The sequence below is a fragment of the Streptomyces sp. NPDC059355 genome (assembly GCF_042752335.1).
In the GTDB taxonomy this organism is placed as follows: domain Bacteria; phylum Actinomycetota; class Actinomycetes; order Streptomycetales; family Streptomycetaceae; genus Streptomyces.
In genome coordinates, this window is sequence record NZ_JBHYXN010000087.1 from 1 (window position 1) to 2032 (window position 2032).

A 2032-nucleotide genomic window follows, 5' to 3' on the forward strand; every position below is an offset into this window, starting at 1 on the left:
CCGGGGGGGGGGGGCGGGGGCGGGTGCCCGCCCGCCGCGCCCCCGCACCCCCGGTGGGCAGGGCTGGCTGATCAGCGCAGTCCGGCGAAGAGATCGTTCTCGGGTACGGCCGCGCCGGTGGAGTCCTTGACACGTACGAAGGTCTCCGTGCCCATCAACTCGCCGAACCGCTCCTTGCCCATCTTGAGGAAGAAGATGTTCTCGCCCTGACTGGCGTGCGCGGCCAGCGCGTCGAACTTCTGACCGGCGAAGGCGGTGGTGTCCACCCACGTGCTGATCTCGTCGTCCGGGAGCCCGATCTCGGCCAACGCGGCGGCCTCGGCGGGATCCGGTTCCGGCATGTCCTCGTGGAACTCCCGCATGATCTCCCCGAACCGCCGCATCCCCGAGCGGGGCATCGTCGTCCAGTACACCTTCGATGCCGACTCGGTCATCTCCAGCGCCGCCATCGTGATGCGGTGGGCCTGGATGTGGTCGGGATGGCCGTAGAAGCCGTTCTCGTCGTAAGTGACGACCACATCGGGCCGGTAGTGCCGCATGAGTTCCGCGAGCCGGGCGGCGCCCTCCTCCACGGGGGTCTGCCAGAAGGATCCGGGCGCGTCGTTGCTCGGCCAGCCCATCATCCCGGAGTCGGCATAGTCCAGCATCTCCAGATCGCTGATCTTCAGGACGTCACAGCTCGCCTCGAGTTCTTGCCGGCGCATCAGGGCGACGGCCGCCGGATCGTGCCCGGGATCACCCGGCTTGGCACCCCCCGGTCCGTCACCGCAACGGCCGTCGGTACACGTCACGAGAACCGTGCGGATGCCCTCCGCCGCGTACCGCGCGAGGACCCCTCCGGTTCCGGTGGCCTCGTCGTCGGGGTGGGCGTGCACTGCCATGAGCGTCAAAGGCCGGTCAGCCATGAAAAATCCTCCTGCACAAGTACGTCGGGGCCCCGCCGGTACGGCGCCGACCCCCCTCTTGGTGCAACAGTGCCAGCCGGACCGGCTGTTCCCGGAACGGCCGATCGGCCTCCCGGGACGTGCGCGTCGCGCTCGGAGGTGCGGGCCCGTCGTGCTGTCGGGGGCGGTGTCCGGACCACGGCCTGTCGGCCTCGTGGGAAGCACGAAGACGCCCTTGGTCAGGCCGGTCACCGGCGCGAGTAGGGTGGCCGGTGCAGCTGGTTCGCCCCCGTCCTCCCCCATGGCCTGAACGGCATGGGGGACCCCGTGGCGGGATGCGTCGTAAGAGGGAACCCGGTGGGAATCCGGGACTGCCCCGCAGCGGTGAGCGGGAACGACCGCCGTCATACGCACTGGACCGGACCGGTCCGGGAAGCGACGGCCAGTAGGAGTCTCGTACGACGAGACGTGCCCGCGAGTCCGAAGACCTGCCCGCTGCCCGCACGCCGAAACCGTCGTGCGGGGTCCCGGCGAAACCGCCCGGGGCCTTCCCGCCGCAACTCGCGAAGGAGAGTTGACATGGCCGATCGGACCACCACCGCAGGGCGCCGCCCCAAGCAGCCGGGTGACTCCCGGGTGACGCTCGCCCACATCATGAGCGAGCACGACACCAACCTCTACGGCACCATCCACGGCGGCGTGGTGATGAAGCTCATCGACGACGCTGCCGCCGCCGCGGCCGGCCGCCACGCAGACGGCCCCGCGGTGACCGTGGCCGTGGACCGCATGTCCTTCCTCGCTCCGGTACGCGCCGGGGACCTGCTCCGCGCCGACGCCGAGCTGGAACGGGCGGGCCGCACCTCGATGACGGTCGCCGTGAGCGTCCGGGCCGAGCGCTGGAACGCCTCGGGCCCCACCAGCGAGGTCGCCACGGCCCGGCTCACTTTCGTCGCGGTGGACGCCGAGGGCCGACCGCGCTCCGTCCCGGCCCTGGAGGCGCCCATATCCCCGGCCTCGCCCGTGGACGTGCCCGCCGCGCGCTGAGCAGGGCCCTGAGCCCGTCGGGGGCGCCCCCCCGGGGGGGGGGGCCGCCCGGACTCACCCAGGGACTGATAATAAAAAAAAACCCCACAAGCAAAAATTAAAAC

Annotated in this window: 2 protein-coding genes and 1 riboswitch; of the genes, one reads left to right on the forward strand and one right to left on the reverse strand. The window is 70.9% G+C overall.

Annotation, left to right across the window (positions count from 1 at the left end; all coding sequences use genetic code 11):
- Positions 1-71 precede the first annotated feature (71 nt).
- On the reverse strand, positions 72-905 hold the full coding sequence (locus ACFXGI_RS38350; protein WP_384717623.1) for a PIG-L family deacetylase: 834 nt from the start codon (positions 903-905) through the stop codon (positions 72-74).
- A 322-nt stretch (positions 906-1227) separates the two neighbouring features.
- Positions 1228-1374: riboswitch (cobalamin riboswitch) on the forward strand.
- A gap of 89 nt (positions 1375-1463) precedes the next feature.
- Here ACFXGI_RS38350 and ACFXGI_RS38355 point away from each other — a divergent pair.
- A complete protein-coding gene (locus ACFXGI_RS38355) occupies positions 1464-1928 on the forward strand; it encodes an acyl-CoA thioesterase (RefSeq protein ID WP_384717626.1) in 465 nt (154 codons plus the stop codon).
- The last annotated feature ends 104 nt before the right edge of the window (positions 1929-2032 follow it).

Coding starts and splice junctions, on each gene's coding strand:
- ACFXGI_RS38355 (WP_384717626.1), top strand. CDS start 1,464: ATGGCCGATCGGACCACCACCGCAGGGCGCCGCCCCAAGCAGCCGGGT.
- ACFXGI_RS38350 (WP_384717623.1), bottom strand. CDS start 905: ATGGCTGACCGGCCTTTGACGCTCATGGCAGTGCACGCCCACCCCGAC.